The 21360-nt window shown below is 46.4% G+C and carries 19 protein-coding genes; 13 read left to right on the top strand and 6 right to left on the bottom strand.

Features of this window, described 5'->3' with window-relative positions:
• Positions 1–7: 7 nt before the first annotated feature.
• Positions 8–2884: a glycoside hydrolase family 38 C-terminal domain-containing protein gene (locus tag MYF79_RS12030; RefSeq protein ID WP_247814104.1), complete on the bottom strand. Its 2877-nt coding sequence runs from the start codon at positions 2882–2884 to the stop codon at positions 8–10.
• 216 nt (positions 2885–3100) lie between these two features.
• On the opposite strand from MYF79_RS12030, the gene MYF79_RS12025 reads away from it, so the two are divergent.
• The 5 genes from MYF79_RS12025 (at position 3101) to MYF79_RS12005 (ending at position 6607) form a co-directional block, all read left to right on the top strand.
• Positions 3101–3829 (top strand): GntR family transcriptional regulator, encoded by a 729-nt coding sequence (locus MYF79_RS12025; RefSeq protein WP_247814103.1) that lies wholly within the window; start codon positions 3101–3103, stop codon positions 3827–3829.
• Between the two features lie 164 nt (positions 3830–3993).
• Entirely contained in the window at positions 3994–4398 is a 405-nt protein-coding gene (locus MYF79_RS12020; protein WP_247814102.1) for a PKD domain-containing protein, read from the top strand.
• 127 nt (positions 4399–4525) lie between these two features.
• Complete coding sequence (locus MYF79_RS12015) at positions 4526–5041, top strand: lipocalin-like domain-containing protein (protein WP_247814101.1); 516 nt, start codon at positions 4526–4528, stop codon at positions 5039–5041.
• Positions 5042–5109: 68 nt separating this feature from the next.
• Positions 5110–5814 (top strand): outer membrane beta-barrel protein, encoded by a 705-nt coding sequence (locus MYF79_RS12010; RefSeq protein ID WP_247814100.1) that lies wholly within the window; start codon positions 5110–5112, stop codon positions 5812–5814.
• An 88-nt stretch (positions 5815–5902) separates the two neighbouring features.
• Positions 5903–6607 (top strand): outer membrane beta-barrel protein, encoded by a 705-nt coding sequence (locus MYF79_RS12005; RefSeq protein WP_247814099.1) that lies wholly within the window; start codon positions 5903–5905, stop codon positions 6605–6607.
• Positions 6608–6711: 104 nt separating this feature from the next.
• Here the strand turns inward: MYF79_RS12005 and MYF79_RS12000 are convergent, their stop codons facing one another.
• Positions 6712–7719 (bottom strand): RNA ligase (ATP), encoded by a 1008-nt coding sequence (locus tag MYF79_RS12000; protein ID WP_247814098.1) that lies wholly within the window; start codon positions 7717–7719, stop codon positions 6712–6714.
• Positions 7720–7908: 189 nt separating this feature from the next.
• Between MYF79_RS12000 and MYF79_RS11995 the strand changes: the two genes are divergently transcribed.
• The 4 genes from MYF79_RS11995 (at position 7909) to MYF79_RS11980 (ending at position 11203) form a co-directional block, all read left to right on the top strand.
• Positions 7909–8298 (top strand): VOC family protein, encoded by a 390-nt coding sequence (locus MYF79_RS11995; protein WP_247814097.1) that lies wholly within the window; start codon positions 7909–7911, stop codon positions 8296–8298.
• 201 nt (positions 8299–8499) lie between these two features.
• A complete protein-coding gene (bioA, locus tag MYF79_RS11990) occupies positions 8500–9726 on the top strand; it encodes an adenosylmethionine--8-amino-7-oxononanoate transaminase (RefSeq protein WP_247814096.1) in 1227 nt (408 codons plus the stop codon).
• Positions 9727–9745: 19 nt separating this feature from the next.
• Positions 9746–10432 carry a ribose 5-phosphate isomerase A gene (gene rpiA, locus MYF79_RS11985; protein WP_247814095.1) on the top strand — a complete coding sequence of 229 codons (687 nt, stop codon included), beginning with the start codon at positions 9746–9748 and terminating at the stop codon, positions 10430–10432.
• Between the two features lie 240 nt (positions 10433–10672).
• Positions 10673–11203 (top strand): hypothetical protein, encoded by a 531-nt coding sequence (locus MYF79_RS11980; RefSeq protein ID WP_247814094.1) that lies wholly within the window; start codon positions 10673–10675, stop codon positions 11201–11203.
• 84 nt (positions 11204–11287) lie between these two features.
• On the opposite strand, the gene MYF79_RS11975 is transcribed toward MYF79_RS11980, so the two are convergent.
• Together MYF79_RS11975 and MYF79_RS11970 are read right to left on the bottom strand one after the other, a co-directional pair.
• Positions 11288–12088, bottom strand: coding sequence for a phosphatase PAP2 family protein (locus MYF79_RS11975; RefSeq protein WP_247814093.1), 801 nt, complete (start codon positions 12086–12088; stop codon positions 11288–11290).
• 117 nt (positions 12089–12205) lie between these two features.
• Positions 12206–12802 carry an HD domain-containing protein gene (locus MYF79_RS11970; RefSeq protein WP_247814092.1) on the bottom strand — a complete coding sequence of 199 codons (597 nt, stop codon included), beginning with the start codon at positions 12800–12802 and terminating at the stop codon, positions 12206–12208.
• Positions 12803–13191: 389 nt separating this feature from the next.
• Here MYF79_RS11970 and MYF79_RS11965 point away from each other — a divergent pair, with 389 nt between their 5' ends.
• From MYF79_RS11965 to MYF79_RS11955, 3 genes are all read left to right on the top strand, one after another.
• Complete coding sequence (locus MYF79_RS11965; protein ID WP_247814091.1) at positions 13192–14175, top strand: glycosyl hydrolase family 18 protein; 984 nt, start codon at positions 13192–13194, stop codon at positions 14173–14175.
• A gap of 73 nt (positions 14176–14248) precedes the next feature.
• The gene (locus MYF79_RS11960; RefSeq protein WP_247814090.1) at positions 14249–16156 is read left to right on the top strand and encodes an AAA domain-containing protein; all 1908 of its coding nucleotides are present in this window, start codon (positions 14249–14251) and stop codon (positions 16154–16156) included.
• A gap of 62 nt (positions 16157–16218) precedes the next feature.
• A complete protein-coding gene (locus MYF79_RS11955) occupies positions 16219–17814 on the top strand; it encodes a hypothetical protein (protein ID WP_247814089.1) in 1596 nt (531 codons plus the stop codon).
• Between the two features lie 403 nt (positions 17815–18217).
• Here the strand turns inward: MYF79_RS11955 and MYF79_RS11950 are convergent, their stop codons facing one another.
• Entirely contained in the window at positions 18218–19003 is a 786-nt protein-coding gene (locus tag MYF79_RS11950; protein ID WP_247814088.1) for a sulfite oxidase-like oxidoreductase, read from the bottom strand.
• 199 nt (positions 19004–19202) lie between these two features.
• On the opposite strand from MYF79_RS11950, the gene MYF79_RS11945 reads away from it, so the two are divergent.
• Positions 19203–20417: a tetratricopeptide repeat protein gene (locus MYF79_RS11945; protein ID WP_247814087.1), complete on the top strand. Its 1215-nt coding sequence runs from the start codon at positions 19203–19205 to the stop codon at positions 20415–20417.
• On the opposite strand, the gene MYF79_RS11940 is transcribed toward MYF79_RS11945, so the two are convergent.
• Complete coding sequence (locus MYF79_RS11940) at positions 20407–21357, bottom strand: phosphatase PAP2 family protein (RefSeq protein ID WP_247814086.1); 951 nt, start codon at positions 21355–21357, stop codon at positions 20407–20409. The genes MYF79_RS11945 and MYF79_RS11940 overlap by 11 nt on opposite strands.
• Positions 21358–21360: the final 3 nt, after the last annotated feature.

The raw sequence follows: 21360 nt of genomic DNA, 5'->3' as shown, positions 1-21360 counted from the left end.
ATTACAGTTATTTCTTTTCTACACGCAACATCATAATGCCTTTTGCAGGTAGTGTTACTTTATTGTTCAATTGCTGCTTATATTCTTCCAGCATGTTACTTTCCCATATATTCAGGCCGGTTGTTTTATCTTTTGCGGTGAATGTAACAGGGGCCGCCGTTGCCGATGCATTCACCAGCCACAGTATTATTCCTTTTCCATCATCAGCCGGTTTGATACTTTCTATATATACTGCATCAGATCCGATGTTAAAGAAAAGGGATTCACTGGTGCTCCCTGCTGCAGGCGCAGCTATCAGTGGGCGGTGATTAGCCAGTCCTGTCTGATTCACTGCAAAGGCATCATAAGCGTTATGTACCTTCAGATAGTAGCGGAATGTAGTAATGCCTTCCTGTGCATGACGGAAATTTGTATGCCACAGGTTGTTCATTACCCATGAATACAGTGCAGGATGCTGTTCTGTGAAGTTGATCCACTTTGGAGAATCGTACAATCCACCCAGCAGGTCGGCTGTTGTCTCGCTACCTACTTCAAATAAGGGAGCATCAGGTGTTGACCAGGTAACACCGAAATCTTTGTTGGATACATCCACCCAGCGTTGTACAGTATACCAGTTCCTGTTGGCATATTGAAGCTGATCGGCTTCAACGTTAATGCTTCCCCAGGGGATGCTGTATCTCACCTGTGCATCTGCTACATTGAAAGGGAATGCGAAGTGTACGCCTTCTTTTTCGCTGATGGCTTTCTTATCGATGGTATTGATGATCTCCACGCGGTCTACGCCCGCCACCAGTCTTATTTCACTGCTTAAAGCGTTTGTACCGGGAGCAGGTGATTCGATGATCAGGCTTACTACGAGAGGACCATTCTCTTTAATGCTGATCTTTGCCGGCCCTGCATATTGGATCTTTTCAAGAGAGTCGCCAGGCAGGTAAGAATATTGGTTTAAGCCGCCTGAATCGGCCAGGTTATGATCTATGCCCGTTCTTTCCAGGCGGATGATATTGCCGGTTTTCCCGTCCAGTACTATTCTATATAAGCCATTCTGCAATGTAGTGGTGGTAACGCTTGCCTTCATGTTGGTAAATGCCTTACCTGCATGAATGGTGAAACGTTGCTTGGAGAAAGGCGCGATCTGTTGCACCAGCACAGCTAATTCACCCGTGCTCAATCGCTGGGAAGGTACATTCCTGCCATTCGCATCCTTCACCAGGTCGCCGGCTGCACTTTGTGCAGCAGACAGGATCACTAATTCGGAACGTGTAGCTCCGATCGTATTGTATACATCTACCGCGTTGGCAATCGTCTCTCCCTCCGCCGCTTTGGTAAGCAGACCGGCAGATTGTTCCTTGCCCTTCAATGCAAAGGAGCGCTTGTATCCCCATTGTGAAATGGCTTTAGGATCGTCAGGATTGGAGATGCTGTTGTAAGCGCCCCAGGTATGTTCATTGAACAGCAGGATATTATTCCAGGCAGTATCAAAATCCTTTGCCGGATAGCCCTGCTTATTACGCAGCGCCCAGATGGCATCAGCCTGTTGCAGCCTTTCTGAAGCGTTCCTGTTATATCCTGTCTCCCGTGCAGCAGAAGCAATGCCATCTGTCCAGAATTCGGTATAGTCGCCTGATACAACAGGGATCTTATCCCTGTAAGCAGCTTCGAAATCTCCGAAGAACTGTTTTACGGAGGTAATGATCAGGCGGGGGGAAGCAAACCTTTCATTCCATTCCTTCACGGCATCGGGCAATTCCGGATCTATCGGTGCATTATCGCTCATGGCCCATGTCATGATGGTCATGTTGTAAGGGAACTTCTTCCTTTCCAGTCCTGCGAGGTAATCAAACAGGTAAGGGTTGAGGAAGTTCTCTGATGGTTTGCCGGTATAGTAAGGCACGGGGTCTTCCACGGTAAAAAAGTTAGGGATCTTACTGCCTTTGAGTGCATAACCAATGGAGTAAGGTTCACTTTGCCAGTAGAGCATTTTCTCTCCACCGGGCGACTGCCAGTAGAAGGGCCTGTCGCGCCATTTGGGAGAGTTGCCGATACGGTCGCCCGCATTGGGGGCGCCCCAGAAATACCGGATGCCTGTAATGGCCGACTGACTGGAGAGGCCCCAGGAAGCGCCGGGTATATCGCCCTGGAACATGGTGTTAATGCTTAGTCCCTGTGCTTTCGCTGTTTTAACCGCTGTATGGAACATCTGCATCAGCTGACGGGAGTCTGTCACACTTGTATTGATATTGGCATATGCGCCATCAATATTGATCCAGCCCTTTTTAACAGCGTTCCAGAAGGCGTTTTTCTTTGCTTCGTCTGCCGCAGCAAGATAGTGATCCACCACCCAGAAAGCCTCTGTATTCCACTTATAACGGGCATCTGCGGGGTAATGCTGCGTACGTTCGGCAATCTTAATAGCTTCATCGATATTATTCATATGCAGGCGCATCACTTTCTCCTGCACATTGGTATAACCGATATCCACATGAGAGTGTGGCAGCAGGTATACCTTCCACTCAGGCGCGGGCGCTACCATGCAGCGGGCGGTATATTCCCGTCCCGCGGCGGCAAGCTTCACATATAACTGTGTTTCCTGCTGTACAGGGCCGCCTGGCAGTGGAAGCTCATATACCTCCATGCCATTTCCGCCGGCATCGAGCCTGATGCTGTCCTGCAGCCCGTTAAAGCTGATAAACGCCGTGGCGGCAGCGTAATTCTTTCCGCCATGGAACAGCAGGCGCACCATCCTGGCGGCCCTGCCCTGGTACTTCAGATAAGCGACAGTAGGTTTCAGTTCTATTGAAGTGAATGCCTGCTCTTTGTCCTGCGCTTTTGCAGTTGTATGGACGCAACACCATACCAGCAAAAGCAGATAATATTTTGTCATATTCCTGTTGAATAGTTTTATCGTCCGACTATATGTATGTACATTATGTTAATACATTTCCGCTCATTTGGTTGCTTCCTCCCTGAATTATTTGTAAATTCAACTACTTCGACCGTTTTTATATGTACAAACATATAGACATTGATCATAGAAAGCAAATATTTTTTCCTGTCTTTATGGGTATAGTCTATTACTTTTGACATTTTCTTTCAGTATATGAAGTTTTCTATCGACCATAACAGTGCTGTTCCCCTGCATATTCAGGCGGAGGAACTATTGCGGAAAATGATTGAGGATCCGCAGTTCAGGAATGGCAAGTTCCTGCCCAATGAGGTGGAGTTGTCCCAACAACTGGAGATCTCCCGTACTACGCTCAGGCAGGCCCTGAATAAACTCGTATACGAAGGATTACTGATCCGTAAGAAGGGGGTCGGCACCAGGGTGTCGGAAAAAACCGTCAGTTCCAAATCCATGAACTGGAAAAGTTTCTCACAGGAAATGGCGGCCAGGGGTATTCCTATCAGGAACTTCGAATTGCATATCAGCTGGGTAAAGGCCAACGAGGAGATCGTACATTTCTTTGGCATCAAACCGGAGGAAAAGGTGCTGAAACTCGAGCGACTGCGAGGACGTCCCGAAGGGCCGTTCGTATATTTCGTATCTTATTTTCATCCGGCTATGGGCCTTAGTGGTGAGGAGGATTTCAAGCGCCCCTTATACGAAATACTGGAACAGGACTATAATGTCATTGCCACACTTTCTAAAGAAGAGATCAGTGCAAAAGCGGCAGACAATTTCATTGCCGGTAAACTCGAAATTGATGCCGGCAGTCCCATATTGTTCCGTAAACGTTTTGTGTACGATCAGACAGAAAAACCCATAGAACTGAACTTAGGGTATTACAAGTCCGACAGTTTTATTTATACGGTGGAAAGCAGGAGATAAATCTGATAAGCGATCTTTGAGCAAGGCCGTTCGCCCCGGGCAAACGGCGCTTATATTGTTGAGTACATATACTCAACTGTGGTATTTTAACATTTTGGATCATGCCTTACGCTCTACTTTCATTGTGATATATTTTATTCTTGTTTACCCAAATCCCTTCTACTATGAAAAGATCATTGTTAGCCACTCTTTTCGTATTTGCAGGCATCAGCATGTACGCAAACACTTCCATTCAGCCAGCCGGCGGTAATGCTGCTTCAAAGCTGAGTGCATCCACGGCAGATGTCCTGCCTACTCCTGATTTCATCTATTACATCCGTCCTGCAGGCAATCCTTATCCGGGCGCAAGACTTGTTTCATTCATTGTATCTGTACCCGGCCCCGGTGAGCACGATCTTATCGGTGCTGTCGACTGGGACTTTGGCGATGGAACCCCTCCGGCATTAAATACCGCTGGTCTTTCCAATCACATTTATACCCAGGCAGGTACCTTCAATGTGACCATGACATTCCATTATGTAACAGGGGAAACGTTTGTAATTGTGAAACCTGTCACGATCACCTTGTAATCCTGTTCTGCATTGTTGCATATCAGGAGGAGGAGCATATCCTTCTCCTGATTGTTTTTATATCTTCCTCTATTATAGAATCAGTATATTGTACTTTCCATTCACACATTCATAAATCACCATTCATATGAAAAAAGTATGCGCACTATTTCTATTCATGTTCTTCGTTACGATAATACATGCACAGTCCATTAAGGGTACATGGGAGCTCGTCGCCGTAGAGAACCAGTTACCTGACGGCAGTAAGACACAGCCCTATGGTGTTGATCCTAAAGGACTGCTGATATTTGACGACAATGGCAATTATGCACTGCAGATGCTGAGATCAATTCCTTCCCGCCCAAAATTTGCGGCCGCTGATAAAAATAAAGGAACCACAGAAGAAAATGCTGCGTTGGTACAGGGAAGTAATTCCCACTTTGGCAAATACACTGTCGATGATAAAGCGCATACCATCACCTTCAATATTGAACATGCATTCTATCCCAACTGGGAAGGTACTACCCAGGTACGTTCATTCAACATTAAGAATGATCAGCTTACGTACGTGGTAACCAATACCACCAATGGCGGGGCTGTTACAGCTGTGGTGATATGGAAAAGGTATGCTTCAGGGGCAAACGAAAACAAAAACTTAAAATAGGATGGCCGGGGCTGCAACAAAGTCACATTCCATCCGGTCTTCCCTTGTTTTAACTCATCCGGCATTTTATGAAAAAGATCATATTATTCACCCTACTGGCAATTGGCACGGCGCCAACTTATGCCCAGACCTCGGTCGGTATTATCGGAGGATATAACTTGAATTCCATTCGTCCCAATTCCACATGGAAAGCATTGGGATATGATGTATCCTCAAGATCAGGATGGCGCGCAGGACTGGTAGCAGACAAACGTTTATGGAAGAAATTCTATCTTCAGCCACAATTGTTATTGAATGAAAAAGGTTACAATTCGACCTACCTATGGGATGTACCACCTAGTTATAGCAATACTCACCTCAAAACACGGTTGCTCTATCTCGAATTACAGGCCAATCTCCTGTTTAAACAACAGATCGGCAATAGTAAGATACTTGTCGGAGCAGGTCCTTATATTGCCCGTGGCATAAGTGGCATACAGATCCTGGACAGTGATTATTACAATTCAAATATGGGTAGCATGGCGCGATCCGTTAACTACGCTGTCGTAAACTACAGGAGTAAAGCCCCTGATTATGTCTATGGCAACATTGTACATATAAAACCCTATGATATGGGATTCAATATGCTTGCAGGCTATGAATTGAAAAACGGTCTCTTTTTTAATGTTGTGTACAGCCTGGAATTAAATAACAACGGCTTTAACAAGCACTACAAAAATAAAAATACCTATTTCGGTCTGACTGCAGGTTACTTTCTAAGAAAATTTAGCTAACAGCGTAATATTGATCTTACAATTTCACAGGAATGTAATATTTCGCGTTTGCTGGCTCATCCACCTCAATTTCACATAACCCGGATTCATGAAAAAGATCATACTACTTGTTTTACTGACCATTGGCCTGGCGCCTGCCTATGCCCAGACATCCTTAGGTGTTGCAGGCGGATATAACTTATCCTTCGTCTATCCTGAAATCAATTGGGAAGCTCTGGATTATAAGGTATCCATGGGTTCCGGATGGCGCGCCGGCCTGGTAGCAGATCAGCGTTTATGGAAGAACTTTTATCTGCAACCGCAATTGATATTTAATCAAAAGAGTTATAACTATGACTATACTTCCGATATACCGCCTAATACTCAAAACGAATATAAAAGGCACCTGCTCTATCTTGAACTACAAGCCCATTTCCTGTTTAAACCAAAGGTCGGTAATGGTAAATTGATCCTGGGAGGAGGTCCTTATATCGGCCGTGGCATAAGTGGCAGGGAAAGAGTAGATGTTCACTACGTTGATCAGGACGTACCGGTGCATATTCGTGATTACAATGTAATAAAATATAAAAGTAAGTATCCGGGATACGATCCGAATTATACTACATCCAATGTAACTTATGTAAAACCTTATGATATAGGGATCAACTTACTCGGAGGTTATGAAATGAAGAATGGCCTGTTCTTCAACGTTATTTATAGCCTGGGAGCAAATAATACAGGCAACTACAGCATCAAAAGTTATAACGGCTATTTAGGTATCACGGTAGGTTACTTCTTCAAAAAATTCAGCTAATAAAAAGAGCATGTATCAAAGTTGTGCGATACATGCTCCGTTTATTCAGATACCGGCAGGGATCCAAGCCGTTCCCCGGAGCTATCTTTATATTTGATATCTCCTCACCTTTCGTTCAGCAGGAACTTATTTGATATCACTTTAAATGAGATCTTTCTGTCTGTTGAACGGATCACTAATCCTTCCCTTTCCACTGCTTTACCCTGCGGACTTAACACCGACACACCATCGGCCATCGTCAGCAGCTCATCCAGTGATGCCGGTAAGGTATACTGCAGGTCCAGTATAGGTACTGTCTGCAATGCAAGCGATGCAATGAACGCCTTAAATTCGTCCAGGGCCAGGTATTCATAGCGATCTATATCAAAGGCATTAAAAAATCGCACTGTCTGTCCTCTGAGGCCGTAGGCATTACCCTGTACTCCTTCTCCGATCAGTTCTCCCTGGATAGCGATATTCTTTCCTAGGGACGCCAGCTTCTCTTCGATACGTTCCGCTCTTGCCACTTTCCAGAAGCTGTTATCTGCCGTTTCCTCCAGATCGAGGTTGCGCGAGCATACGCCAAACACACCTTCGTTCAGGTAAAAGGTAACGGAGGAACCATCCAGCTTTTCCGTTACATAAAAAGTATGTTGCCTGAACGCTTCATACTGGCCACTCAGGTTCTGTATCCTTTCTTCGTCTGTTTTAAGCATAAAAGACGGGAATAAACCCTTTGCAATACCACCCAATGCGGCCGGCATCGGCGGTTCATATTTGATAATGCCTAAACGTGCAGAAACATCTTCCCCGATCTGGTAAGTGTATCCCTGCAGCAGGCTGACAGGCAGCAATAAGCCCTGGGAGATCTGCCCCCGCAGCTTCATTGTTTTCAGCCTGAAACCTTCCTGTTCTCCCATTTTCCGGTAAGAACTTTTCCGCAGGAATTCGAATTCTTCCCTGACTGGCAGGAATGAATCTATTTCACAATACACGGCATGATCGCCGACTTTGAATTCATTTTTCTTGACCACCAGCTTCCACCCCTTAACGGTGGCTACTTCTATGAGGTCTGCCCCGGCAATAGGTTGTATGTCGTCAATAACAACCGGGGACACCAATTTTCTTTCCATTGCTGTAATGCTGAATGCGATTTTTCGTTGGGTTACAAATGTTGTTTATTTCATCTATAGAGGCCAGGTGTATAGATAAGGGGCGCAAATATATGTACTTTTTCTTACATGCCAAAAAAACGGTCAGTGTATTCCTCTTCCGGTCCACTTATTGATGCTAATTTAATATCACTCACCAAACCTTACGTTATGTTTACAAACACTAAAGCATTCAGCGGATTTTCAGTAAATGATATCAATAAAGCGAAGGAATTTTATAGCAAAACACTTGGGCTTGATGTGGAGGAAATAATGGGTGGGAATGTGTTACAGCTCAATATTCACGGCGGCGGAAGCATCCTGATCTATCAGAAAGGCAATCATACGCCTGCTACTTTTACTATCCTCAATTTCCCCGTAGAGAATATAGAAGAGGCTGTAGATGGTCTTACAGCAAGGGGAGTGCGTTTTCTGCAATATAATGAGCCGATCAAAACTGATGAGAAAGGTATCTGCCGGCGAAGCGGCGGACCATCGATAGCCTGGTTCGAAGATCCCGCAGGAAATATCCTGTCCGTGTTACAGGCAGAACAACATTAAGATATCGCTTTACAGGTGAAGCCCCCGGTTTCCATTCCCGCCTGCATTACCCGGAGGGTTTATCAACGGATGATATTTCCGCCGGCATACCCTAACAGGCAGCATATGCCCTGGCACATTATTACATTTATCGCTTCTGAGCGGATTTAATATCTTTGCCGGGAATTTTTTCAGACTATGCTGTGGTATCCGTATACACAAATGAGACAGATAAGTGAGTTGCCCAAAATGGTATCCGGAGAGGGTGTGATCATGCACCTGGAGGATGGCCGCTCACTGATTGACGGGATCTCTTCCTGGTGGGCAGTCATACACGGATATAATCATCCGGCGCTCAATGCCGCCTTACTTACGCAGGCAAACAAGTTTGCCCATGTTATGCTGGGCGGCATGACGCACAATCCGGCCCTTGACCTGGCCGCTAAGCTGGTTAGTATTACACCCGAAGGACTTAACCACGTCTTCTTTTCCGACAGTGGTTCCATTGGCGTGGAAGTAGCCCTGAAAATGAGCATACAATACTGGAAGAACATCGGTTATCAGGGTAAAAGCAAGATCATATCACTGAGGAATGGTTATCATGGCGATACTTTCAAGGCAATGGAAGTCAGCGATGACTCCGATTTTACACGTGCTTTTTCAGATGTGCTGAAAAGAGGATTTATACTCGATATTCCTGAAGGCGGATTTGATGCCGGTGCCACAGTGGTGAAACAGGCGGCTGATGAACTGGAAGCGCTGTTGCAGCAGGAACATCAGCACATTGCGGCTTTTATTGTTGAGCCTATTGTTCAATGCGCCGGTGGATTTAATATTTATTCCCCCCTCTACCTGCAATTGGCCCGCGAGCTTTGTACAAAATATAATGTGCTGCTGGTTTTTGATGAAGTAGCCACAGGTTTTGGCCGCACAGGTAAAATGTTCGCTGCAGAACATGCCGGTATCACACCCGATATCATGATACTCGGTAAAGCACTGACGGCAGGTTATATGGGGCACGCGGCCACACTTGCTACATCAGCGGTATTCGACAGCTTCCTGGGCGATAACTATGAAAAGGCCCTGATGCACGGTCCTACCTTTATGGCCAATCCCCTTGCCTGCGCTGTGGCATTGCAGAGTATCTCTATTATTGAAGAAGAACACTATCTGCAGAAAATAGAAAAGATCCAGTCTATCATCCGTGAGCAGTTCGATACGCTCACATCTCCTGCTATTGTGGCAAAGCGATCAATAGGTGCAATTGGCGCCCTTGAAATGAAAGACGCACCCTGTCTTTCCGGTTTTAAGGAGTTCTCGCAGCAACACGGTGTATGGTTGCGTCCTATCGGCAATGTACTATACCTGATGCCGCCGTACATCATCAGTGAGAAAGAACTGCTGACCATCTTACAGGTAATGAAGGAATGGATCCAACAGATAAAATAACATGCTTTAACAAAGACAGATGACAGACCATAAACAAGCAGCAGCAAAAGCTGCAGCGACAATGATCAGTGCCGGACAAACAATTGGATTGGGAGCAGGGAAAACAATTGCCTTTCTCGCCGAACATCTCTCCGCCGATCCTCAGCTGATGCAGTCGCTCAGGGTCACCTCTTCCTCTTTCGATACCACGGCACTGTTGTACGCCAAAGGATTTAAACTGGTGGCACCTTCATTGATCAGCAGGCTGGATATATACTTCGATGGTTGTGATGTGTTTGACAGGCAACTGAATGCACTAAAGAGCGGTGGTGGCATCCACGTGATGGAAAAGCTGCTGGCAGCAGCGGCAGACCGGTTTATATTACTGGGAGATACCGGTAAGTTCGAGGCAACATTGAATCCAAAATATCCGCTGGCAATTGAATTTTTACCACAGGCATTGGGAATAGTGCGCAGTAAGATATCCCTGTTATTTCCCGGAACGAAATTCGCCCAGCGCATGAGCACTGAAAAGAACGGCGCGCTGATATCTGACAATGGCAATATGCTGGCCGATGTATATTTTGATGTATTTCCTGACCTTGAGCAACTGGATGTACAGGTAAAAATGATCCCCGGTATTGTCGGGCATTCATTGTTCTACCGGATGGCACATCAGGCGGTTATATCAGGAGACGATGGCATACAGCATATCTATCCTGCTTAATGTTCCCAATGCCATATCTGGCATTTCCGTCAATCTTGAATAAACATTTTCCCGCGTAGTAAACGATCTTCTCCTGCTATCCCATAAATGAACTGGCATTATTCTTGTCAATAGGAATCATGCGCAAAAAATATGCTCTTGTATATTCACTAGTGAGCAATACTAAGACACAACATTTCCTCTCCGATGAAACATACAACCATTTATTAAGAACCTGAATTCAATTAAACAACACAAACCATGAGAAGACTACTTTTCAGCGTCGCTGCCGCTGTAGCATTGCTTACTGCCTGCAATAAAGATGACAACAACAACCCGACTCCTGCAAGCGCTTTTACCATTGAGGGACAAGACAAACAAACTACAGCAACACCTTTCGGTTTCCGTGTACAATGGAGTGTAGAAGAAGGTGGAAGAATGCTGATGTCCAATGCGAATATCAATGCAGTCGCCTTTAATGGCAAGATCGACGGTGTATCGTTCCAGGTAGATACATTTGTGAACGGGCAAACCTATACGTTTAAAGCAGCTGGTGCTGCAGGATTTGATAAACGTGTGAATTTCAGCGCTGCTGATGTGGTATTGGGCGCCAATTTTGCTAACAATGCCATTGCCCCGGGTACGGGCAAACAGCTGACTGACCTGCAGAGTGGCAGGATCACCATCCAGAAAGATCCGGGTGAAGTATACCGCATATCATATATACTGGACTATGGCGATGCCAAAGTGTCCGGAGAATTCAACGGACTAATGCCGGTTGTGAATAAATAACAGGCGATAGCCATATCCCCAAATGCGGGGATATGGCATCCCCTAATAAGTGGATATAAAGTGCGCTCCTGTCAATGAGCCTAACTATTTAAAAGCATGTACCATACTCAGTCCAAAAGCGCCCTGCTGATAAGTTGGCAATATCATATTTGCCATATCTGATTGCTTATTCCTGAACATTCTTTTCACCGAAGGATATAAATAGTAAGCCAGGTTTGTTGAGAGAATTCCCACACCAGCTCCTGCTACGATATCTCCAAACCAGTGCCTGTTGTTTGACATACGAAGATATCCTGTAGTTGCTGCCATTGCATAACCAGCCACGCCATACCAGACAGATACATCCTGGTACTCCTTCCTCATGAATTCAGCAGCAGCAAATGCGGTAGCCGTATGCCCTGAGGGAAAGGACAGATCATTTGATCCGTCCGGCCGCGTTTCATGGGTAAGATGTTTGGTAACTGTTACCGTACTTCCCATAATGATGTTAGCCATCGCATAAATAGCGGTACGGTCCACGAAGTTATTCTTTCCTTTGATGCCCGCGAGATTCAGTCCATACACAAGCAATCCCGGCGCATACTGCAGGTAGTTGTCTATGTGATGCATTTTGCCATCGCCTTCCAGGTATACCTCTTCTTTAAAGTGATTATTTACAGTTTTCAAATCGTGCAGGCCGAGAGAAGCCGCACCGTATACGATAAACGTCGCCGGCACTAACAACAGCCCCCTGTAATGCCTTTTAACATTTGCCGGCTGATGATGAAAAACGGAATCTGATTGAAATGTTGGCCCTGCCACAACAGTGTCCGGTTGTTGTGCCAATAAGATACGAGGGAGCAGCGCCACTAATGGCAGCAAAAGGCATAAGATCTTCTTACACATGGTGTATAACAGTTGTAGGAATAAACGTGTCTACAATTTAAATATATTTTTCATATAATTTAATGTTTGACAAACAAACTTAAGTGTGAAATCTGTAGAGAAACTGGCGAACAGCGTTTAATTGGCTCTTATTTTGGCTTGCAGGTACTCAATATTGGCTTCCTTCCCTTTATCCAGTTTATTGCGGCAATAGGATGTAAAGAAATGATGCGTTTTCAATAGCTGCAAAGTATCATAATACCAGTTAGTATAATTCTTATTTGTCCGCAGTTGGAATTCCTTCTTCACCAACTCGTCAGTTAATTCAAATTCCTTTGTCCCGAAGTGATAGGTATCAGCATCACAGATAATTTCTTCCAGCAGTGTTGCAGGAACCGCAGGCCATTTGGTAGCCATTATACATGCGGAGATCTTATCTATCATTGTTTCTTCAATTTCCTTATCGATGAAAAAAGACCTCATCAATCTCACACCTGCCTGCTCATGAAATGCTATATCGGCAATGAGATGACCTGTATCGTGAAACCAGGCCGCTATTGTTAAAACAAACCTGTCTTTTTCATCCAGCCCGTAATGATCTGCGATCTCCATGGCGCGGACTACAACACGTTCTGTATGGGAAAGGTTGTGGTATACCAGATAAGTGGAAGCCAGGCGGGTAAACAGATCTACAACGTATTTTTCAGCGAGATACTCCGTTTGTGTTAGTTCCATAGTTCTTCAAATCTGATTACCGGAATCTATTCTATCAAATATCGGGGTCAATTCTGTAAAAATTCTGTTGTTCCCCACCTTGTTTTAAGGTACCTCCATTACCCTCCATCCTATAGATGAAAGCATTTGATTTCTCTACCGATAAGGGTACATTATTCCCATGACCTTATTATCGTATGAATAGTCTGACTATGGAGAAACTTTCCAGATTATACGAATATCTCAATTCATGCGTTTATTATTGCTATCCGCAAAGCTTTCACAACATTCTCATCACCCGTTTTATTGTTTCAAATTATACCTGCTTAACGGGTGCCATTGCCTGTGTTGGCCTTGCTGATGTCTGTATTCTAAAGTCTTTTTAACGTTAAAAATTTATCCGGTTACACATGAAGCCCAAATTCTACTTTATCGTAAAAACTTCCGCCCTGCTGTTATGTTTGAGTACCATGCTGACTTTATCCCATTCCTGTAAGAAAGACAATGGTAACAATCCGCCGGGCCCCGATACCACCCATCACGAAGATACTTCTCCCTTTTATGGCAAACCGCTCACTAAAAGGCCCATTATGGTAGACTACTGGGGAGGCTGTTGCTACGACAGGTCAACAGTAGGCCCTCTGGATGCTATGCCGGATGGCGTGGACGTGGTCAACATCTTCACCCTGGGCATTGGCAGAACAGCCGCTGGTGGCTGGGAGTTCGAACACCGGGGCGTATCTGGTCAGAATGAATGGAGCGATGTGCTGACAAAGGCGCATGCCCTGCAAAAGAGAGGCATCAGAATAGTGGCCACTTCCTTTGCCGGCGGACTGGTAAAACTATCCGCAGCAGCAGCCGACTCCATGGCGAAAGTTGTAAAAGACTCCCTGGACAAATGGAAATTTGACGGTATAGATCTTGACCTGGAATATGGTAATGTCAGAACAGCGAATATCGACACGGGCATTATAGCCCTCAGCAAATATGTTGGCCCTGTATCAAAGACCGGCAGAATATTGTCTGTAGTGGACTATAACAATTACAACCTGGAACAGATCAAAAGATCCAGACAATACATTGACTATGTCATGACCATGTCCTACTGGAACAAAGCCACAGACGTAATGAAATGGATAAAATCCTATGGAGATGGCATTGGCAATCGTCAGAACGTATTGATCGGCGTAGGCGCAGGCTGCGCCATCAATGCCGGCCAGGCCACCTTAGCCGGCGAGGAACTGAAAATAGCAGATACATTGAAGATCTCCGCCCCAGGCAGTGGCATGATGGAATTCATCTTTGGATGCAGCTATCACAATAAGGACCAGAGCGGAAATATCACAAAAGACATCAGTTATACAACGAATATCATCCAAAGGCTGAAGAAATAAGCCCCAACAGCCGGATAAGCGGCATTATCCGGCTGTTTCCCCTAATATCTTCCATTCGTCTTACCTTTGCAGGATGGATTATTTCAAAAAGCTGCTTGAATTACTGAAAACTGAGCGGGAAGTAGACAGGAACGCATACCTGGAGATGACAGCATCAACGTCTGTGGCCGAACGCAGGGCTAATGGACTTACCTGGTACCCTATTGCCATCAGGGGTTCCGAAATGAGCCGTGGAGACTATCTTACCGTGGAGGTGGAGCGTACCACCCACCAGGATATCGTTCACCAGCTCCGTTTTGGCGTATCAGCAGTCCTTTTTTCCAACCATGATCCTAAGAACGACCGGGTAGAAGGCACCATCTCCTACCAGGGCGGTAACCGCCTGAAAATCACACTCCGTACGGATGAGCTGCCCGAATGGGCCAATAACGGCAAGCTGGGCATTGACCTGCTGTTCGACGACAACAGCTACGATGAGATGCAGAATGCCCTTAAACAGGCCGATACACGCCTCAGCAAGGAAGAGAATGATCGCCTTATCCGGATACTGACGGGTGAGAAGTCGCCTGCTTTCCGGGATGATCTTCCCCCACTTCATCTTCCCCGCCTGAACGAGTCCCAGCAGGCAGCTGTGAACCGCATACTGGCGGCCAATGACCTGGCTATTGTACACGGCCCTCCCGGCACGGGGAAAACCACCACCCTGGTACAGGCTATTAAAGCGCTGATAAAACAGGATAATAAACAGATACTGGTCGTAGCGCCCAGCAATACCGCTGTGGACCTGCTCAGCGAAAAACTGGCTGACGAAGGGCTGAACGTACTGCGTGTGGGTAACCCCGCCCGTGTGTCCGAAAGGCTGTCGGCCCTGACGCTGGACAGCCGCATGGCTGAGCACAACAGCATGAAGGAGATCAAACGCCTGAAGAAACAGGCCAATGAGTTCAGGGACATGGCCCACAAGTACAAGCGGAACTTCGGAAAGGCTGAAAGAGAGCAACGCAAGGCGCTGTTTGACGAGGCCCGCAGTATCATGAAATCCGTCGAAAATACCGAACAGTACATCATGGACGACCTGCTGACAAAGGCCCAGGTGATCACGGCCACCCTGGTGGGCGCCAATCACTACACCGTACGCCAGCTGAAATACCATACTGTTGTCATTGACGAAGCCGGACAGGCATTGGAACCCGCCTGCTGGATCCCTATCCTGAAGGCAGAGAAAGTAGTGCTGGCCGGCGATCATTGCCAGCTGTCCCCTACGGTGAAGTCGGACGAAGCCGCCAGGAACGGGCTGAGTACCACCCTGCTGGAAAAATGCATTGCCAGGCATCCGGAGTCTGTTGTGCTGCTGGAAGAACAGTACCGCATGCACCAGATGATCATGGGCTACTCCTCAGCGATCTTCTATGAAGATAAACTGAAGGCCCATGCTTCAGTAGCCGGGCATACCCTTTTCCCACAGGATGTCCCTCTTTCCTTTGTGGATACTGCCGGCTGCGGGTTTGACGAAAAATCTGAAGGCACCAGCACCACTAACCCCGAGGAAGCGGCCTTCCTGTTCAAACACCTCACGCAGTTTGTAACAGGGCTCCACACACACTATCAACAGGAGGATTTCCCCTCTATCGCCATCATTTCGCCGTATAAACAGCAGATCCATCTCCTGAAGGAACAGCTGCAGGACTCCCCGGCGCTGCAATCCTACGGGGATAAGATCTCCGTGAATACGATCGATAGTTTCCAGGGGCAGGAAAGGGATATTGTGTACATCAGTATGACCAGGAGCAATAATGATAACAAGATCGGCTTCCTCTCGGACATCCGCCGTATGAACGTGGCCATGACAAGGGCGCGTAAGAAGCTGGTAATCATCGGCGACAGCGCTACACTGTCCCAATTGCCCTTCTACGCAGGGTTTATCACCTATGCAGAGCAGCAAAACGCCTACCAGAGCGCCTGGGAATTTATGGATAACTAGGCCGGAAATTTTGATACCTTTATTGCCAATTGTCATTATATCCATTCTAACAACCTGAACCTATGAAGAGCATCACCCTCTTATGCCTGGTGACACTATTGCAGGCATTTGCCTATGGGCAATTCAAAACTGTAGCTGAAACTCCCTTATTTGAGGAACCTGAAACCGGTCATGCAAAACTGCTCCAGCTTAAAAACGGTAACACCGTTGTGGTGCACCTGAGCGCCAGAAACGGAATAGACGTGACCATTTACAACCCCGAACATAAGCTGGCGGGGTATAAACATCATGATCCCGCTTTCGGGAAACTGAAAGGAGCGCGCGTCAACGCCATTTTCGAAACCAACAATACTATCGCTGTCCTGATCAGCGAGGTCCATGAAAGAACACCTGTGTTGTATAGATTACTGTTTGACGGCGCCACCGGCAACCTGGAGAGGGAAGAAAAGATCGCGGAAGCAAACAAATACCTGTTCAAAGATGTACGCTGGATACCTGAATTTGACCCTGTAAATTCTTTTTCTGTCAGTAAAGACCCGGCCAGCGATAATTATGCAATATTCATCCGCCGCGATAAAAGCGACCTGGCAGATAAAAACCAGATGGAGGTGATCGCCTATAACGGGAATCACCAGGAGATAAGCCGGGCTTTTTACCAGCCGGCTTTTAAATATGCGTCCCTCAATTACCTGGACATGGCTGTATTGGAAGACGACAGGGTTTGCATCCTGGGTTTTGCCTACAACGAGATCGCCTCCGGCGACCTGGAAGGTCAACTGGTGATGATCACGCTGCCTAAAAACGGAAGGCGTATGAGCTCCGAGCTGCTGGACCTCTCTGAAAACCGCATTGCTGATAGCGCCATTGTGCGGTTCAACCCTGTTACAAGGAAGCTGATGCTGCTCGGCACTGCTCATATAGAAGATGCCAACCCACAGCCATATGGAGGATTTTTGCTCGTTATAGACCCTTATAAGGCCAAAGTTGAGCAGGAGATCAATATATATCCTACCGAGGCCGATGTACAGAAAAAGAAGCTGTATGGGGCCGGGGAAACGTTTACAGGAATGCCGCAGGATCTTGTCATTAACGACGACGGCAGCTTTTCTGTTATCTATGAAGAACTGATCAGCGAAAAACATACACCGCGGGATGCTACACCCTATACTTACTATATGCTGGACAACGTAGCAGTTGCCTCCTTTGATGCGAATGGCAAAATGCAGTCCGCCAGCTTCATTCCTAAAAAACAGTATCTCAAAAATACCGACTATCCTGCATTCTATATCGCGCAAAGAAAACTGTCCGCCCAACAGCTGATACAGGCGGAACAATACCGCTCCTTTTCCTACCTGCATACGAAGAACAAATTATATGTGCTGTTGAATGACGCGGAACAGAACACCCATCCGGAGAAAGGCAATATTGTACAAATGCGTTCACTGGCCAGTGCACAGGCATTTTCCTATGTAGCAGGAAGCCCTGCACCGGAAAGACGTCCTTTCTTTGGCCCGCTGAGGAAAGAAGAAAAACATGCGCTGGCAGTTTTCAATCTTTCAGACTATAACAAAGCTACCAACACATATGTAACGCTGAAGCTGGAAATGACCAGCAAGGACAGGAAATCCAGGCTGGTGTGGCTGACGCCGGAAGAATAAAAAAAAGGCTAAAGTAGGAATACTCCAGCCATTGCTAAACCTACAACTGTTTACACTGTTCATGTAACATAAGTTCCTGTCACTGTCATGACAGCGGGGCCTTACACGCCGCCGTTATTTCCGGCGCCGGTAATTCTGAATGAGTATGCAAAGCTCAGGATATTTGTGCTCGCTGAAAATTACCAAACCTGGTTATATTACTCCCCTATTTCAGTGATCTGACCATGTTATTTACGGGGAGTACTCACTTTTTGAGATCACAAAGCTACGATCTGTTATATCAACAGAATTACACATAACAAAGTAAAAATGATAAAAATCAAACAATTAGGGGGGAACCGGACAGGGTTATAAGGGGTTTTATATTTATGGCCCCCGGCTACAGCCGGGGGAAACCGGATGATCAGCTATAGCGGTCGTTCCTCCAGGGGTACGCGGTGTTGGAGTAACCCCGTTCTTCCCAGAAACCCAATTTATTCTTTGTCAGGAATTCTATCCTGCGGATCCATTTGGAGCCTTTCCAGGCATATAACTGAGGTGTGATCATCCTTACCGGTCCGCCGTGTTCTTTTGGCAAAGGCATTCCCTCATAGGTATGCACCAGCAGGACATCCGGTTTCAGGGCTTCTTCCAGCGATACATTGGTGGTATAGTCGTCATACCCGTAACACAGGATATGTGTTGCATTTTCAACAGGTTGTACCAGTGCTGCCAGATCCAGCAGGCGTACGCCCTTCCAGTTCATATCCAGCTTGGACCAGGTGGTGACGCAATGGAAGTCGGAAGTATCTTCCGTTTGCGGCAGGGCCATAAAATCGTCCCAGGTCAGTTCTACCGGGTGTTCTACGGCTCCGTCTATGACAAGTCTCCATTCATCAAGAGGAATGTCAGGCTCAATTCCCAGATCCAGCACAGGCCACTTATGGGTAATGATCTGGCCAACCGGCACCAGCGGCATCCCATGACGGTTAGGCTTACCTGAACCCATAGGCTTATTGTCAGCAACGGAAGGCGTCTGCCTGATCTTGTCCTCAAAACGGGCCTTTAGTTTCATACGGGCTTCTACCACCCTTTTTAACTTTTCTGATTCTTCCATAAGATGAAGGTAGGGATTATTGAAAAATTCATAAATATGAATATCAAACATTAAAATGGTCAACGCCTGTACGGCCTGTACCATTCTTTTCATTTTCCCTGGCATAACCTCCTCAGTCACAATCCAATTGCAGTGAAAAATGGTATACTTGTTTTAACGGAGGAGCTGCATTTGTGATAATTCACCGGAAACGCCCCCGGAATGAGGTATCGGCGCATTGAATTCTGGTAATTTGAACGCTGGCAGATACCCATAAATAATATAAATTTGATACTGTACTTAACCATTGCTGATGCTTTTGACTTCCTCCTATGAACTGAAGACAGCATTTGCCTATGCCAGGACTTTTAGCCTGGAAAGGAAACTTTTTTACATAGACAGCCAGATGATCCTGCTGGGTATTCTGGACTCTTATGCCAGCGATATCGCCATTGATACTGCCGACAGGGAAAAGCTCATCCAGTGGCTGCATGCCCTCAACTGGGAACAACGTCCCGGCACGCCCATTCCCACGGGAAACAGGCCCAAGGTGCCCATTATGACGGAGGCGGAAAGAATGCTGGAAAATGCAGCTTATTACCAGAAAAAGCTGGGAGACGAACAACTCCATCCGCAGCACATCATTCTCTCACTGCTCAGCATAGAAAACCGTTGTCAGTATAAATTCCAGTCCCTTGGCATCATCTTCGACGGCTACCTGGAACAGATCCTGGCGCTCAGGAATATACAGACCGATGTTCCTTTCCGCAGCCCCCGCATCAAAACTTCGCATATCAGCTTCTTTCACCCGCTGATCCGGCTGTTTTATGGCCCTCAGCAAAAGAAGATGGCTATAGAAAGATATTTCAGGGAGGCGCAGGCACTCCTCCAGTATAACGATATCCACAGGTGCAGAACGCTCTGTCACCTGGTGCTGCAAATGCAACCCGATCATGTGAATGCCTTGTGGTTGTCTGGGGTGACCTGGAGAGTGGAAAGGAATTTTGAAAAGGCCCTTCCCTTTTATGAAAAGGTACACAAGAAACACCCGCAACATACAGGGGTGCTGGCAGAAGTAGCGCATTGTTACAGTGAACTGGGCAATCATTCATGGGCGCAACGCCTGTATGCACATGCCTTGTCCCTGAACCCGGGGTCTTCCGAACTGCTGAACAGTCTGGGCTTTGAATGTATCAAGCTGGAATTGTACGTGGAAGCGATCTCTTATTTTGATCAGGCCATCGCGTATGATGAAGAATGCGCCTATGCGTATAACAATAAGGGCTATGTGCTGATGCACCTGGGATTTCCGGCGGCAGCCAGGGAACTGATACTTAAATCACTGCAGTTCAATAAAGGTAACGCCTATGCATATAGGAACCTGGCATTGCTTGCCCTGAAAGAACAGGACGAAGACACTGCCAGGGAAATGCTCCTGAAGGCGCAACGATTTCACTTTAAACGTAATTATGGCAATGAAGTGGAAGAACTGTTACGCCGCCTGGACAAACAAAAAGTTACTTCGTAACGGCTGCATAGTACTTGTTGATCCGCTCATTATAGGCCACGCTTCTCATCAGCACAAGTCTGTATAATGCAATACCCACACTGGCACAGGCAATGCCTGCCAATACATCCAGCACGTAGTGATGGCTGGTATAGACAGCTGCAAACCAGATACCGATAGCAATGATCCCGAAAATGGTCGTGAAGAACAGATTAGTGGTCTTCCTTGCGTAGAAGAATACGATCAGCGGATAAGCGGAATGCAATGATGGCATTGCCGCAAATACGTTTGATCCTTTTGCATATAATGATCCGAAGATATTAACGTTCAGCGCGGTATCGAACCTGGCCAGTCCGGCGGTATTACCGGGCGTGCTGGCAATAAAATCAAAACCGTGTAATTGTACATACCATGGTGGCGCGGCAGGATAGGTATAGTAAATAATATATCCCAGCCAGTTAACCAGTATAAAGGTAAAGGCAAAATGCAGGAAAGTCAGCCTGTCCTTATAGAACAGGTAAGTGGCAAATGCCAGCGGTACCGGCACCCAACATAAATAGAACGATCCTGTCAGCACATCCAGCCATACCCGGGTATGATGCAGCCAATACTCGTTCGGAGTGACCTTCACTCCATCCATCATCACGCCAAACCATGCTTTTTCTGTCTCGTAAATGTCCTTGATATGCACAGGCCCCGTCAGGTAATTCGGGAATGCCTTCATATAGTCGAACACGATCCAGTAAAAAATGAAGATCGAAAAACCCAGTATAAAACGCCGGGTTGGTCTTGATACGTAATAGCAAACATTAAAAATAGCCGTCAGCCACAGCTGATCTGTCTTAAAGCCAACCAGCCAGGCGGAAAGCAACAGATAAGCTATGCTGATCGCAGTAACGATCAGCATATATCGCCTATCAAAAAAAGCAGTTGTAGGCCTGGCAGGAACCGGTGCATCCATCTT

The sequence above is a fragment of the Chitinophaga filiformis genome (assembly GCF_023100805.1).
Lineage (GTDB): Bacteria > Bacteroidota > Bacteroidia > Chitinophagales > Chitinophagaceae > Chitinophaga > Chitinophaga filiformis_B.
Note: the sequence above shows the minus strand (reverse complement) of the source record. Positions and strands in the feature narration are given on the sequence as shown.